Origin of the sequence: Streptomyces sp. AA1529, assembly GCF_000280905.1 — a bacterium.
Taxonomy (GTDB): Bacteria; Actinomycetota; Actinomycetes; order Streptomycetales; family Streptomycetaceae; genus Streptomyces.
The window spans coordinates 1-12,733 of the sequence record NZ_ALAP01000093.1; the positions used below are offsets into that span (position 1 = coordinate 1).

The window sequence follows — 12,733 nt, forward strand, 5'->3', positions numbered from 1 at the left end:
TTGCCTGCCTCGGTGTAGCGGGTACCCCACCGACGGCTGAGCTGGGCGACGAGGAAGAGGCCGCGCCCGCCCTCGTCGGTGGTCCGGGGGTGGCGCAGCCGCGGGGAGGTGCTGCTGCTGTCGGTGACCTCGCAGACGAGGACGGTGTGCCGGATCAACCGCAACCGGATCGGTCCGGCGCCGTGCCGGATGGCGTTGGTCACCAGTTCACTGGCCATCAGCTCCGTGGTCAGGATCAGCCCGTCCAGACCCCAGTCCCGCAGTTGGCCGGCGACCAGGGAGCGGGCCCGCGCGACGACGGCGGGTTCGGAGGGCAGCTCCCAGGAGACGACATGGTCGGCGGTCAGCACATGGGTACGGGCGAGGAGCAGGGCCGCGTCGTCGGCCGGCGGTGCGGACAGCAGAGTGTCGATCACGGCCGAGCTCAGGCTCTCCAGCGGCAGCTCCGGATGCGCCAGTACCTCTTCGAGGCGGCTGAGTCCGGCGTCGATGTCCGGGCCGCACTCGCCGACGAGCCCGTCGGTGTAGAGGGCGACGAGGCTGCCCGCGGGGAGTTCCAGCTCGGACGATTCGAAGGGCAGCCCGCCCAGGCCCAGGGGCGGGCCCGCCGGGAGGTCGGCGAAGGTGACGGTGCCGTCCGGGAAGACCAGGGCGGGCGGCGGGTGGCCGGCCCGCGCCATCGTGCAGCGCCGGGTCACCGGGTCGTAGACGGCGTACAGGCAGGTGGCGCCCAGCACGGTGATCGCGCTGGGCTCCGAGCGGGCCTCCTCCTCCGTGAGGCGCATGACCAGGTCGTCGAGGCGGGCGAGCAGTTCGTCCGGGGGCAGTTCCATGTCGGCGAGGGTGTGCACGGCCGTCCGCAGCCGGCCCATGGTCGCCGCCGCGTTGATGCCGTGGCCCACGACGTCGCCGACGACGAGCGCCACCCTGGCCCCCGACAGGGGGATCAGGTCGAACCAGTCGCCGCCCACTCCGTCGTGCGCGCCGGAGGGAAGGTAGCGGGAGGCCACCTCGACGGCGGTGCCGCCCCGCAGCGCGTGCGGCAGCAGGCTGCGCTGGAGGGTGAGCGCCGCGGTGTGCTCGCGGGTGTAGCGGCGCGCGTTGTCCACGCACAGCGCGGCCCTGGAGACCAGGTCCTCGGCGAGGAGCAGGTCGTCCTCCTCGAAGGGGGCCGGGTACCGCGAGCGGACGAACGTCGCGACGCCCATGATGGCGCCGCGCGCCCGCACCGGGACGGCGATCAGCGAGTGCATGCCGAACCGGCGGATCTTCTCGACCCGGTCGGGGTCGCGGTTCAGCCAGCCGCCGCCGTTGCCGTCCAGATCCCGGTCGATCAGGGCCTCGCCGGACCGGAAGGCACGGGCGAACGGCGACGCGGGGTCCACGGTGGTCCGGCCGCCGCGCTCGGACACGGACTCGGGGGTCCCGGCGGTGATCGACCGCAGCCCGGCCCGCCGGAACGCGGGCAGGCTCTCGCGCGGGTCCGGCGCGGGCTCCTCGCCCCGCAGCACCGATTCCACCAGGTCGACGGTGACGAAGTCGGCGAAGCGCGGAACGGCGAAGTCCGCCAGTTCCTGTGCCGTGTGCTCCACGTCGAGCGTGCTGCCGATGCGGGTGCCCGCCTCGTTGATCAGGGTGAGGCGCTCGCGCGCCCGCCATCTCTCGGTGACGTCCATGACCATGTAGCACAGGCCGATCGCGTCGCCGTCCGCGTCGTCGAGCCGGAAGAAGGACGTGGAGTAGGCGTGCTCCCGGTGCGGCTCGGCGGGGGTCCACCCCCGGTACTCGTAGTCGATCACAGGCGCGCCGGTCGCCAGCACCCGCCGCATCTGGGCCTCCAGCGCGCGGGTGTCCAGGCCCGGCAGCGTGTCGCCCAGGCGGCGGCCCAGGCGCTCCTCCCGCGGAACCCCGCCCAGGCGCTCCAGCTCGTCGTTGATCCACACGTACCGCAGATCGGGGCTGAGGACGGCCATGCTCAGCGGCGAGCGGGTCAGGAACGCCTCCAGCACCGGGCCGCCCAGCACCCACGAGGGCGCCCTGCCCAGGTCGACGACCGCGACCAGCCAGGACTTCCGGCCCTCCGCGCCGGACAGCGGGCAGACCCGCAGCCCCACCTCCACCGGGCGGCCGCTGCGGTGCAGCAGCGTGGTCAGGCCGGTCCAACTGCCGCGGGTGCGGCTGTGCTCGACCGCTTCCGCGGCCCGGGAGATGTCCTCGGAGGAGGTCAGCAGGGCCGTGGCGGAGCGGCCCACCACGTCGGCCGCCGGACGGCCGAGCAGGTCCGCGGCGGCCGGGGTCCATCCGGTCACGGTGCCGTGGGTGTCGATCACCGCCATGGCGGGGTCGACCGCTTCGCGCGGTCGGAGCGGCTCGGTCGGAAGGTCTCTCTCGGAAGCCATGGCCGCCTCTCCTGGCGGGTCTCCTGGTCTCGGTCCACGAGTCGTGCCCCGGCGCCCGCGCCGCCGGGCCGGGCCCGGCCCGGCGGCGCGGGCGTGCCCCGGGTGCCGGGCGGGTTCCGGGGCGCGGTCCGCGGCGGGGACGGAATCGCAGGGTGCCGACGGAGGCCCGCGGGTGTCTGACACCATCTGACTCATGCATGAATGTTACATTTCCGTCCCATTTATATAGGTTTTTTCTTCTCCCGATGCGTGCTGTGGAGGCGCGGTATGTCTGCGGATGATCAGGCCCTCGCCCGGCCCGGGGTCGCCCTGGAGGAGCGCGGACCCGGGCCGGTCAGGGTCGCGCTTCCGGTCAACGGCACCGAACGCGCGGTCGAGATCGAACCGCGGGTCAGCCTGCTCGACGCGTTGCGCGAGCAGCTGGGATTGACGGGCGCGAAGAAGGGCTGCGACCAGGGAACCTGCGGAGCCTGCACGGTGTGGGTCGACGGGCGCCGGGTGCTCTCCTGTCTGACCCTCGCCGTCGCCTGCGAGGGCCGTGAGGTGACCACGATCGAGGGGCTGGCCGAGGACGGTGCGCTGCACTCGATGCAGCAGGCGTTCATCGACGAGGACGCCTTCCAGTGCGGATACTGCACCCCCGGTCAGATCATGTCCGCCGTGGCCCTCCTCGAGGAGGGCCGGAGCGGCGACGAGGAGATCAGGGAGGGGATGAGCGGCAACCTCTGCCGCTGCGCCGCCTACCCGAACATCCGGGCGGCGATCCGCGCCGTCCGCGACCGAGCCTAGGGAGCCGCGCCGTGCGCCCCATCACCTACTCCCGGGCGACCGACCCGCAGAGCGCGGTCGCCACCGTCAGCGCCGACCCCACCTGCGACTATCTGGCCGGCGGGACCACCGAGATCGATCTACTGCGGCAGTACGTGCTGCAACCGCGCCGGCTGGTCGACATCAACGATCTGCCGCTCGCCGGGATCGAGACCACCCCCGAGAGGGGTCTGCGCATCGGCGCCACCACCCGGATGAGCGATGTCGCCACCGCTCCGGCGGTCAGGGAGCGCTTCCCGATGCTCTCCGAGGCGCTGGAGAAGGGGGCGTCCCCGCAGTTGCGCCACATGGCGTCGCTGGGCGGGAACCTGCTGCAACGGGTCCGCTGCGCCTACTTCCGCGACCCCCAGGCGCCCTGCAACAAGCGGGAGCCGGGTTCCGGCTGCTCGGCTCTGACCGGCCACAGCCGCGACCACGCCGTACTCGGCACCAGCGAGCACTGCATCGCAGCCCACCCCTCGGACGCGGCCGTCGCCCTGACCGCCCTGGACGCCTCGGTGCACACCCTGGGTCCGGGCGGCGGCGAACGGGCCTACCCGCTGGACGACTTCTTCCTGCTGCCCGGCGACTCCCCGCACCGCGAGCATCCGATGGCCCACGGCGAGCTGATCACCGCGATCGAGGTACCGCCCGCTCCGGTGGCCCGCCGGTCGCTGTACCTGAAGGTGCGGGACCGCGCGTCGTACGAGTTCGCGCTCGTGTCGGTGGCGGCGGCGCTGTCGGTGGTGGACGGCAGGATCGCGGACATCCGGGTGGCGCTCGGGGGCGCGGCCACCAAGCCGTGGCGGGCCCGGCGGGTCGAGGACTTCCTGGTCGGCGAGGTGCCGGAGCGGCGCGCCTTCGCGCAGGCCGCCCAGGTGGAACTGGCCGAGGCGCGGCCGACACCCATGAACGCCTTCAAGGTCGAACTCGCCCAGCGGGCGCTGGTACGTGCGCTCGGCACGCTCGCCGAGGGCACCGGCCTCGAGGCCGGGAGCCACGCATGACCGCGACCGCGAGCACGGGGACGGCAGTCGGACAGGATCTGGCACGTCTGGACGGCCGGCCCAAGGTCACCGGCAGCGCCCGCTACTCCACCGAGGTGCCGGCCCCTGGTGCGGCCCACGCCTGCCTGGTGGGCTCCCGGATCGCCGCGGGCCGGGTGCTGGCCGTCGACGCGGAGGCCGCCCGAGCCGAGGAGGGGGTGCTGGCCGTCCTCACGCACGAGAACCTGCCCGGGATCGCCGAACAGCCGCCTCTCGTGCCCTCCCTGGCCGGCACCGCGGCCCCCGGGCAGACGTTCTTCCCGATGCAGGACGACACCGTCCACTACGCGGGCCAGCACATCGCCCTGGTCGTCGCCGACACCTGGGAGCGGGCGCAGCACGCGGCGCATCTGCTGCGGATCTCCTACGAGGAGACTCCCGCGACGACCACCTTCGAACAGGGCCGGGACCAGGCCTATGTGCCCGAGCGGATCTTCGGCGGCCGGCTGCCCGGACGGGTCTCCCGCGGGGACGCCGACGCCGGACTGGCCGGGGCCGAACTGCGGGTGGACGCCGCGTTCACGTTCGCGGCCAACCACCACAACCCGCTGGAGCCGGCGTGCACCACCGCCTGGTGGGAGGGGGACGGACTCGTCCTCCACGACTCGACCCAGGGAGTGAACGCCACCCAGATCACCGTCGCCCGGCTGCTGGGCATCCCCCGCTCGAGGATCCGCGTGATCGGCCACTACGTGGGCGGCAGCTTCGGCTCCAAGGCGATGATCCACGCTCATCCTGCACTGGCCGCGCTGGCGGCCCGGGCCGTCGGCCGGCCGGTCAGACTCACACTCACCCGCGAACAGATGTTCACCTCCGTCGGGCACCGTGAGGAACAGGAGCAGCGGATCAGCCTCGGGGCGACCCGCGAGGGGCGGCTGACCGCGATCCGGCACCACAAGCTCTCGCCCACCTCGCACTTCGACGACTGGGCCGAGCCCTCGATCGGGGTCTCCGCACAGCTCTACGCCTGCCCCCACTTCGACGGCGTCTACCGCCTCTTCCGGGCCAACACCATGACCCCGACCTTCATGCGGGCGCCGGGCGAGGCCAGCGGGCTGTTCGCGCTCGAGTGCACGATGGACGAACTCGCCCACGAACTCGGCCTGGACCCCGTGGAGCTGCGGCTGCGCAACCACGCCGACGTCAGCCCGATGACGGGGCAGCCCTGGTCCAGCAGCGGACTGCGGGAGTGCTACCGGCGGGGCGCGGAGCGCTTCGGCTGGCAGGACCGCGATCCGCGCCCGGGGGTGCGGCGCGAGGGCGACTGGCTGATCGGCACCGGGATGGCCGCGGCCGGGTATCCCGTCGCCCCGCCGCCCACCCCGCAGCGCGCCCGCGCCCGGCTCTACGACGACGGCACCGCTGTCGTCCAGGCCGCCACACCCGAGTTCGGCACAGGTGTGGTCACGGCCATGACGCAGGTCGCCGCCGACGCCCTCGGCCTGCCGGTGGGGCGCTGCCGGTTCGAGGGCGGGGACACCGCGCTGCCCGACATCGCCGCCGCGGTCGGCTCCGCGGGCGCCGGCATGATCAGCGCCGCGGTGCACAGCGCCGGAACAGCGCTGCGGGAACAGCTCGTCGCCCTGGCGGTGGCCGACCACGGTTCCCCGCTGCACGGCCGGGACCCGGCCGAGGTCGCCGTACGGGACGGCGTCATGCGGGCCGGGAGCGCCGCCGAGTCCTACGCCGGACTGCTGCGGCGCACCGCCCGGCCGGACGCGGAGGCCACCGGGTCGTGGCAGCCGGACAGCGCGGCGCCGTACGCGATGATGACGTTCGGCGCGCAGTTCGCCGAGGTCGCCGTCGACCCGGAGCTGGGCCTGGTGCGGGTGCGCCGGATGACGGGCGCCTTCGCCCCCGGCCGGGTGCTCAACCCCCGCACGGCGCGCAGCCAGTTGATGAGCGGCATGCTGTGGGGCCTGGGCCAGGCGCTGCTGGAGTCCAACCGTATGCGGCCCGGCACCGGCCGCTGGACCCACGCGAGCCTGGGCTCGTATCTGGTCGCCGTCAATGCCGACGCGCCCGAGGTCGAGGTCGAACTGGTGGAGGTCGAGGACACCGTGGTCAATCCGCTCGGGGTCAAGGGCGTCGGCGAGATCGGCCAGGTGGGTGCGGCGGCGGCCATCGCCAACGCCGTCCACCACGCGACCGGGCGCCGGGTGCGTCAGCTGCCGGTCACCGTCGAGGCGCTGCTGTGACCGGGCCGGCCGCGAGGCGTCCGTCGTGGACCTCGGCGAGCCGGTCGACGGCGGACAGCTGCGACCGGTCGTGGGTGACCAGGACGGTGGCCGCGCCCTGCCGACGGGTGAGCCGCACGAGCAGGTCGAGGACCGCGGCTCCCCGCTCGTGGTCGAGGGCGCTGGTGGGTTCGTCGACCAGCAGCACGGTGGGGTCGTTCATCAGGGCGCGGGCGATGTTGACGCGCTGGCGCTGACCGCCGGAGAGCTGGTGGGGGCGCCGCTCCGCCTGCCCGGTCAGGCCGACGGCCGCCAGCAGCTCCAGGGCGCGGGGGCGGGCCCGGGCGGCGGAGCGTCCGCCGAGCTGTGCCATGACCTGGAGTTGCTCGGCCGCGGTGAGCGAGGCCGGCAGGTTGGGCTGCTGGAAGACGATGCCGATGCGCTCCCGGCGCAGCGTGGTCAGCTCCCGGCGGCTCATGGCGGTGGTGTCGGCGCCGTCGACGGTCACCGTGCCGGAGTCGGGCCTGATGAGGGTGGCGGCAACGGCGAGCAGGCTCGACTTGCCGGAGCCGGAGGGGCCGACGACGGCGGTGACGCTCCCCGCGGGCACCCGGAGGCTGACACGGTCCAGCGCGGTCAGCACGCCGTCGCCGTCGGGGTAGGTGAGGGTGATGTCGGTCAACTCGAGGCTCATCGGGCACTCCCCAGTGCGGTCAGCGGGTCCACGGAGGTGATCCGGCGGACGGAGAGGGCGGCCCCCAGCGCACCGAGCAGGACGGTGACGGCGGCGGGGACCAGGACGGTGGCGGGGGTGAGCAGGAACGGCACCGCGGAGCCGGACAGCACCGCACCCGCACCGGCGGCGAGGGCGGTGCCCAGCGCGGTGCCGCCGGCCAGCAGGAGCAGGGCCTGGCCGAGGGCGTCCCGCAGCAGGCGCGCGGTGGAGGCGCCCAGCGCCTTGAGGATGGCGATGTCGCCACTGCGCTGGATGGTCCACACCGTGAAGAAGGCGCCGATGACCAGCGCCGAGATGGCGTACAGGAAGCCGCGCATCAGCTGCAGGGATCCGTTCTCGGAGGTGTAGGAGCCGATCGCGGACAGCGAGTCGTCCTTGGCCAGGGTCCGGGTGCCCGCCGCGCGGTCGGTGGCGGTGATGTCCGCTCCCGCCGCGGTGCGCAGGGCGACGACGGTCGCCGCGGGGCCGTCGGATCCGGCCTCGGCGGGCAGCACGGTCCGCTGCCAGGCACGCAGGCTGGTGAAGATCACCGGAGTGTGGCTGAAGGAGGCGTCCCCGGCGACGGCGGCCGCGGTCAGCCGGTGTCCGGCCAGGGAGAAGCTGTCACCGACGCGGACGCCGAGGGCCTCGGCGGCGCCCTGCGAGAGCACCGCGGAGTTCCCGTCGATGCGGTGGCCGTCCGGGGCGAGCTCGGAGCCGGGGCGCACCCCGAACGCCGAGACCCCGGCGCTCCGGCTCCCGAAGGCGGCTCTGGTGGTGCGGATGCCGAGGGGTTCTGCGCGGGTGACCCCGGGCGCGTCGGCCCAGGTGCGCCACTGGCGGCGGGTGACGGTGGAGTCGGCGTAGGAGGGTTCCTCCCCGGCGCCGGGCGCGTCGAAGGCGATCCGGTCGGCGGCGAGCCCGGTGATCGCGGAGGTGTTCTGCCGGCCGAGGCCCGCGGTCAGGCCGGAGAGCAGCCCGACCAGCAGGGTGAGAAGCACGATGACGGTTCCCATGAGGATGAACCGCCCCTTGGCGAACTTGAGGTCCCTCCAGGCGACGAACACTGCTGCGGCCTGCTTTCATGCGACGGAACGGCTGGGCCCCCAGCGTCGCCGCTCCCCCGTCGCCGCGGCATCGCTCGCGGGAGGGCACTCCGCGGGCCGAAAGCCGGCGGACAGGTTCCATCTTTCGACAGAGGCGGCGCAGCGGCAGCTGCTCGTACGCTGGAGTGGCCGTGAATACGCTGACTCCCACCACCCGGGCCCTGGCCTGGTGCCTGCATCTGCTCGTCGCCGGGCTCCTGGCCCTGGCCGCCGGCCGTGCCGTGGCCGGCCACCGGCCGGGGGCGGTGGCCGTCGTCGCCGTCGCCCTGCTGCTCGGCGCGGCGTACGCGGCGGGGCCACTGCTGCCCGCCGTCGGGCGCTCCCGGCGGGCCGCCGCCGGATGGCTCGCCGCGCTGGGGGTGATCTGGCTGGGGCTGCTGGCCCTGTCGTCGGACGGGGTGTGGGTGGCCTTCCCGCTGTACTTCCTCCAGCTCCACCTGCTGCCCCGGCGCGGCGGCCTCGTCGCGGTGGCCGCCACCACCGCCGCCGCGATCGGTGCCTTCGCGGCGCACCAGGGTGCCTTCACCGTGGCGACAGCGCTGGGGCCGGCCCTGGGCGCGGCGGTCGCGGTGGTTGTCGTCCGGGGCTACCAGGCGCTGTACCGGGAGAGCGAGCAGCGCCGCCGGCTGATCGAGGAGCTGACGGCGACCCGGGCCGACCTGGCCGCCGCCCAGCACGCGGCGGGGGTGCTGGAGGAGCGGGAACGCCTCGCCCGGGAGATCCACGACACGCTCGCCCAGGGCCTCTCCAGCATCCAGTTGCTGCTGCGGGCGGCCGAGCGGGCCCTGCCCGGCCGTCCGCGGGCCGCCGGCGCGTACGTCGACCAGGCCCGGAAGGCCGCCGTGGACAATCTCGCCGAAGCCCGCCGGTTCGTCGCCGCGCTCGCTCCGCCCGCGCTGGAGGGCGGCACGCTGGCCGGCGCGCTGGAGCGGCTGTGCGCGACCGTCTCGGCGCGCCATCCGCTGTCCGTCGGCTTCCATCTCACCGGCCGCCCGGTTCTCCTGCCCGCTCCGCACGAGGCCGCCCTGCTGCGCGTCGTCCAGTCCGCGCTGTCGAACACGGCGTCCCACGCCGGTGCCACCCGCGCGGAGGTCACGCTCAGCTACCTCGGGGAGCAGGTGGCCGTGGACGTCGTGGACGACGGGGCGGGCTTCGATCCGGGCGGGCTGCCCGCCCGCGACCCGGGTACCGGCGGCTTCGGCCTGCCGGCCATGCGGGCCCGGCTGGCCGGGCTGGGCGGCAGCCTCATCGTCGAGTCGGCACCGGGCAGCGGCACCGCGCTGGCGGCCCAGCTTCCGGTACCGGCCGCGCACCGGTCCGACGCGGAGGTTCGCCGGTGACCGGCGATGCCGTCCGGCTGCTGCTGGCCGACGATCACCCCGTGGTGCGCGCCGGGCTGCGCGCCGTCCTGGAGACCGAACCGGGGCTCGCCGTCGTGGCCGAAGCCGCCACGGCCGAGGAAGCCGTCGCCCGCGCCGCCGGGGGCGGGATCGACGTGGTGCTGATGGATCTGCAGTTCGGTGCCGGTATGACCGGTTCGGAGGCCACTGCCGCCATCACCGCGCGTCCCGGCGCGCCGCGGGTCCTGATCGTCACCACCTACGGCACCGACGCCGACGCGCTGCCGGCCATCGAGGCGGGCGCCACCGGCTACCTCCTCAAGGACGCGCCGCCGGACGAACTGGCCGAGGCCGTACGCACCGCTGCCACGGGCCGCACCACCCTCGCGCCCGCGGTCGCCGACCGCATCATGCGGCGGCTGCGCGCCCCGGGAACCGCCCTGACCCAGCGGGAGACCGAGGTGCTGACCCTGGTCGCCGCAGGGCTGTCCAACAAGGACGTCGGCCGGCGGCTGCACCTCACCGAGGGCACGGTCAAGTCCCATCTGGCGCGCATCTACGCCAAGCTCGACGTCGACTCCCGCACCGCGGCCGTGGCCGCCGCCACGGAGCTCGGGTTCATCCGCCGCTGACCGGCCGCCGCACCGGGTCCCGGCCTGGCCTCGCGACGCTCTCCCCCGGTCCCGCCGCCGGGGCGGTGGGCGCCGGGCCGGTCGGGCACCGCGCTCTCAGGCGGCGCCGCGGCTGCCGCTCGCCGCGTACAGCAGTTCGCGCACCTCGGGCAGCGCCTCCTCGGCGGTGCTCCACACCAGCCGCAGCGCGAGGTCGGGGGCGGGCAGCCCGAGCCGGACCAGACGGCCCTGTTCCAGCCCGTCCTCGACCGCGAACCGGGGCAGCAGCGCGATGCCCAGGCCCTGTTCCGCCCAGGCCCGCATCACCGGCACCCCACCGGCTTCCACCCGCTCGACCTCGGGACCCAGCAGGTGGTCGGCGACCATCCGGAAAGAGCACTGCGCCACGTTGACCAGCAGCCGCTCGCCCGCCAGCCCGGCCGCCTCCAGCGGGCGGCCGGCCAGCGGATGCCCGGGAGCGGCCACCAGGTCCAGCGGGACGGCACCCACGTCCAGGCTCGAGAGCGGCGCCGCCGGGAGGGGGAAGCCCAGCCCGCCCAGGCTCTCGCCGCGGTCCAGGAGCAGCGCGGCGGTCAGGCTCCCCGCGGCGACCTCGTCGAGCAGCACGCCGCGCCCGGTGGCGACCCGCACCTCGACTCCCAGGCGGGGCCGCCGGCTGGCGAACCGGCGCAGCACCGCGGGTACGCAGGTGGCCGCGATGGTCTCCAGCGCGCCGAGCCGCAGCGGCCGGACCGCGCCCCGCACCTCGCCGACCGCCTGCTCGGACTGGCGCAGCAGCCGGGCCGCCCAGTCCACCAACCGGTCGCCCGCGGCCGTCGTGCGCATGCCGTGCGCGGTACGCGCGAACAGGGCGACCCCCATCGCCTCCTCCAGCGCGCGGATGTGCGCCGAGACCGACGAGGGGGCGAGATCGAGCGCGTGGGCGGCCTCGGTGACCGTGCCGTGCTTCACCACCGCCTCGAAGGTGCGGAGTTGTCGCAGCTCCATGCCCCCGCCTCTCCCCCGTGGCCGTGCCGATTCGTGGCCGTGCGGATCTCCCGAACGGAGTGTACGGCTGCGCCGGTGGAGGGCGGAGCGCGCCGGGCGCACAGTGCCCCGTATGACGCTCGACAAACACCTTCCGCCGGCGAGCACGGCCGGTCGTCCGCGCTCCCCGCTCCGGCACCGGGGAACCGTGCTGGCGGGAATCTCGCTCGGCTACTTCATGGTCCTGCTCGACACCACCGTGCTGTCGGTCGCCGAGCCGGACCTGGCGGCCTCCCTGCACACGTCGGTGGCCGGTCTCCAATGGGCGGCCAACAGCTACACGGTGGTCTTCGCGGCGCTGCTGCTGTCGGCCGGGGCGCTCGCCGACCGGCTCGGCGCGCACCGGGTCTTCCGTGCCGGTGCGGCGCTGTTCGCGCTGGGGTCGGCGCTGTGCGCGCTCGCCCCCACCGTCGGCGCCCTGGTCGGGATGCGCGCGCTGCTGGGTGCCGCGGCCGCCGCCTGCGTGCCCTCGTCGCTCGCGCTGATCGGCCGCCTCTACCCGGACCGGGGTCAGCACGCGCGGGCCGTCGCGACCTGGGCGGCGATCAGCGGCGCCGCGGTGGCCACCGGACCGCTGGCGGGCGGCGCGCTGGTCGGCGCCGCCGGCTGGCGGGCCGTCTTCCTGATCAACGTCCCGCTCGGCGCGGCGGTTCTGGTGCTGACGGCCACCCGGAGCCTGCACTGCCCGCGGGGGGACCGAAAAGTGGACTGGCCCGCCCAATTGGCGGCGTGCGCCTGTCTGGCACTGGTCACGGACGGGCTCATCGCCGCAGGCGCGGCAGCCTGGCCGCACACCGCCGCGGCGCTGGGCGGCGCCGCGGTCACCGGCGCGGCCTTCGCACGGCTGGAGCGGCGCAGCACGGCGCCGGTGCTGAACCGGGCGCTGCTGGGTGCCGGAGCCGCGCGGGCCGGTCTGGCCGCGGGAGCCGCGGTCAACTTCGCCTTGGCCGGCAGCCTCTTCGTACTGCCCCTGCTGCTGACCGACCGCGGCATGTCGGCGCTGGAGACGGGGCTCGCCTTTCTGCCGCTGACGATCCCGTTCGCCGTGAACCCGCCGCTGACCGGCCGGATCGTGGCCAGGCGGGGCGCTCGGCCGCCGGTGCTCGGCGGGCTCGTGCTGCTCGCCGCCGGGGGCGCCGTGCTCGCAACGGCCGCGTGGGCCAGGGCGCCGTACGGCTGGCTGGCCGCTGGGCTGCTGCTGACCGGTCTCGGCGTCTCGTTCGCCCTGCCCGCGCTGGTCACCGCTGTGGCCGGAGCGGCCCCGCCGGGCGCGGGCGGTGCCGTGGGGGGCATGCTCAACGCGGCACGGCAGACGGGTGCGAGCCTGGGCATCGCCGCCATGGGCGCGCCCCTCGCGGCGGGCATCGGCTCGGCTCCCTGGGCGTTCGCCGTGGCGGCGGTGGTGTGTGCCGGGACGGCCGCCTGGTTCGGCGGCGTACGGCGTCCGTGACCGGGTGCACGGGGCAGCGGTGCCGGGCACCGGTC

The 12,733-nt window shown here is 75.1% G+C and carries 10 protein-coding genes; 6 read left to right on the forward strand and 4 right to left on the reverse strand.

Annotation, left to right across the window (positions count from 1 at the left end):
• Positions 1-2,399 (reverse strand): SpoIIE family protein phosphatase (locus A949_RS34745; protein WP_019359221.1); only part of this gene is annotated, 2,399 nt, incomplete at its 3' end.
• A gap of 267 nt (positions 2,400-2,666) precedes the next feature.
• Here A949_RS34745 and A949_RS0127245 point away from each other — a divergent pair.
• Genes A949_RS0127245 through A949_RS0127255 form a run of 3 tightly spaced genes read left to right on the forward strand, consistent with a single transcriptional unit; the run spans position 2,667 to position 6,450 of the window.
• Positions 2,667-3,188 (forward strand): (2Fe-2S)-binding protein, encoded by a 522-nt coding sequence (locus A949_RS0127245; RefSeq protein ID WP_019359222.1) that lies wholly within the window; start codon positions 2,667-2,669, stop codon positions 3,186-3,188.
• A gap of 11 nt (positions 3,189-3,199) precedes the next feature.
• Positions 3,200-4,213, forward strand: a complete 1,014-nt coding sequence (locus tag A949_RS0127250) for an FAD binding domain-containing protein (RefSeq protein WP_019359223.1) — start codon at positions 3,200-3,202, stop codon at positions 4,211-4,213.
• Positions 4,210-6,450, forward strand: coding sequence for a xanthine dehydrogenase family protein molybdopterin-binding subunit (locus tag A949_RS0127255; RefSeq protein ID WP_019359224.1), 2,241 nt, complete (start codon positions 4,210-4,212; stop codon positions 6,448-6,450). The genes A949_RS0127250 and A949_RS0127255 overlap by 4 nt, the downstream gene beginning before the upstream one ends.
• Here A949_RS0127255 and A949_RS0127260 read toward each other — a convergent pair.
• Together A949_RS0127260 and A949_RS0127265 are read right to left on the reverse strand one after the other, a co-directional pair.
• Positions 6,428-7,123: an ABC transporter ATP-binding protein gene (locus A949_RS0127260; protein WP_019359225.1), complete on the reverse strand. Its 696-nt coding sequence runs from the start codon at positions 7,121-7,123 to the stop codon at positions 6,428-6,430. The genes A949_RS0127255 and A949_RS0127260 overlap by 23 nt on opposite strands.
• A complete protein-coding gene (locus A949_RS0127265; RefSeq protein ID WP_019359226.1) occupies positions 7,120-8,211 on the reverse strand; it encodes an ABC transporter permease in 1,092 nt (363 codons plus the stop codon). The genes A949_RS0127260 and A949_RS0127265 overlap by 4 nt, the downstream gene beginning before the upstream one ends.
• A 170-nt stretch (positions 8,212-8,381) precedes the next feature.
• On the opposite strand from A949_RS0127265, the gene A949_RS0127270 reads away from it, so the two are divergent.
• Both A949_RS0127270 and A949_RS0127275 read left to right on the forward strand, forming a co-directional pair.
• On the forward strand, positions 8,382-9,590 hold the full coding sequence (locus A949_RS0127270; RefSeq protein WP_019359227.1) for a sensor histidine kinase: 1,209 nt from the start codon (positions 8,382-8,384) through the stop codon (positions 9,588-9,590).
• Entirely contained in the window at positions 9,587-10,222 is a 636-nt protein-coding gene (locus tag A949_RS0127275) for a response regulator (RefSeq protein ID WP_019359228.1), read from the forward strand. Before A949_RS0127270 ends, A949_RS0127275 begins: the two co-directional genes overlap by 4 nt.
• A gap of 96 nt (positions 10,223-10,318) precedes the next feature.
• On the opposite strand, the gene A949_RS0127280 is transcribed toward A949_RS0127275, so the two are convergent.
• Entirely contained in the window at positions 10,319-11,209 is an 891-nt protein-coding gene (locus tag A949_RS0127280) for a LysR family transcriptional regulator (RefSeq protein WP_019359229.1), read from the reverse strand.
• Positions 11,210-11,321: 112 nt separating this feature from the next.
• Here A949_RS0127280 and A949_RS0127285 point away from each other — a divergent pair, with 112 nt between their 5' ends.
• Entirely contained in the window at positions 11,322-12,698 is a 1,377-nt protein-coding gene (locus A949_RS0127285) for an MFS transporter (protein WP_019359230.1), read from the forward strand.
• The last annotated feature ends 35 nt before the right edge of the window (positions 12,699-12,733 follow it).

What these genes read in the sequence shown, in the direction of transcription:
- A949_RS0127255 (WP_019359224.1), top strand. Translation starts at nt 4,210, where the DNA reads ATGACCGCGACCGCGAGCACGGGGACGGCAGTCGGACAGGATCTGGCA.
- A949_RS0127285 (WP_019359230.1), top strand. Translation starts at nt 11,322, where the DNA reads ATGACGCTCGACAAACACCTTCCGCCGGCGAGCACGGCCGGTCGTCCG.
- A949_RS0127280 (WP_019359229.1), bottom strand. Translation starts at nt 11,209, where the DNA reads ATGGAGCTGCGACAACTCCGCACCTTCGAGGCGGTGGTGAAGCACGGC.
- A949_RS0127245 (WP_019359222.1), top strand. Translation starts at nt 2,667, where the DNA reads ATGTCTGCGGATGATCAGGCCCTCGCCCGGCCCGGGGTCGCCCTGGAG.
- A949_RS0127260 (WP_019359225.1), bottom strand. Translation starts at nt 7,123, where the DNA reads ATGAGCCTCGAGTTGACCGACATCACCCTCACCTACCCCGACGGCGAC.